The sequence below is a fragment of the Cedecea sp. NFIX57 genome (genome assembly GCF_900177785.1).
Classification (GTDB): domain Bacteria; phylum Pseudomonadota; class Gammaproteobacteria; order Enterobacterales; family Enterobacteriaceae; genus Cedecea; species Cedecea neteri_C.
Window position 1 is genome coordinate 1 of record NZ_FXAS01000119.1, and the last position, 1,426, is coordinate 1,426.

General features: G+C 63.2%; 2 protein-coding genes. Both read right to left on the minus strand.

Features of this window, described 5'->3' with window-relative positions:
• Positions 1–29 precede the first annotated feature (29 nt).
• Positions 30–401, minus strand: coding sequence for a phage tail protein (locus B9Y90_RS26135; RefSeq protein WP_085543176.1), 372 nt, complete (start codon positions 399–401; stop codon positions 30–32).
• Between the two features lie 10 nt (positions 402–411).
• Positions 412–1,426: phage tail sheath subtilisin-like domain-containing protein (locus B9Y90_RS26140; protein ID WP_176227951.1), on the minus strand; the 1,015-nt coding region annotated here is incomplete at its 5' end.

The window sequence follows — 1,426 nt, forward strand, 5'->3', positions numbered from 1 at the left end:
GCCGGTGGTGTTCAGTGAATCGGTCATCATTACTCCTCAATACGGTTCAGGGCAAAGCCGGTGATGCTCACCCGCGCTTCGTTGTCCACGTTGTACTCGTCACCCACCGTCTGCACGGTAAAGTTCTGGTACGTGATGGTCTTGTCGTCGCCATCCTCAGGGAACAGCGTCAGCTTCGCGTCCACGATGTTTTCCCAGATAAAGGTGCGGCCTTTGGGTTTGACTGCCTCCAGCGTCAGGTTGTACGTCGCGATGCCGTTGACGTGCCCGCGCGCGCGGCCGGTGGAGTTCATGGTCTTCACCAGCTTGCGCCCGGTATCGACCGTCGGACTGACGCGGGTCACTTCGATTTCCGTGCCATTCACCTCCAGCACAATCGGCCCAATGTAGACATCTGCCATGGTTCTCTCCTCAGTACAGGTAGACCGTGCCGGTCAGGATATGCAGGCCGCGAACCACCGGGGCCGGGATGCCCACATCCGCGCGGGTCCGGTCCTGTGCATTACGTGTGACGGTCACCTGATTTTTGTATGTGTCGATATCTTCCACCCACTCCAGCCGCTCCATGGCATACAGCACATCCAGCGTCTCCGAGCGGATTTGCTGCAGCCTGCGGTCGGTCAGCTTCCCGCCGTTCGGGAAGCGCTGCGACATCCTTGTGCGCCACGCCAGCCGGATGGCATCGAGGGTGCGAATGGTCGTGATATCCAGCAGGGTGTCATCGTCCGTGCCCGCCGCGTTCTTCACGTAGGTACTGATGGCGCGAACCAGTTGCACCCGGCTACCCTGCACCCGGAACGGGGTCAGGCCGTTATGCAGCGCTTTCTCCTCTTCAGTGCGCATTGGCCAGGCTGACTGGGGCGTAATATCCAGCCCCGGCAGTTCGCGGTTATCCAGGGGCTCGGACGGGTCGTCCTCGCTGATGAGGGTCGCTCCGTAAACAGCGGCGATTTCGCCGGGGCTGCACAGCGAGCTGTTATGCCAGCCCGTCGTAATGCGGGCCGCGTTGACGGCCCCGGTCAGGGTGGTCCCGGCCGCCAGCGTGCCACGCCAGCCGGTTACCCCGATGGCTCCGCGCTGTTCTACCGGGCCGGAGACTTTGTCCAGGTGAGTAGCCAGCTTACCCATGGCCGTACTGGTGCTGTACGGCATCACAATCACCGTGTGCCCGGCGCTGAAGATGGCGGCGAGCGCCGGGGCGATGTCCGGGTCACCGACCCCGCCTGCCATCGGCTTCATCGCGCCGGTGATGCCGTCTGCCGTGATGGTGAGCACCAGCCCGGTTTCATTCCCGCAGGTGCCCTTGTTGCGGGCCGTCAGCGTGATGCCTCTGACTTTGGGTGGGTCAGCCTCAAAGGTCACCGGGGTGACATCCCCCGATTCTGCCGTAAGCGGCAGGTCAGCGCGGGCGGTGATGGCCCCCACG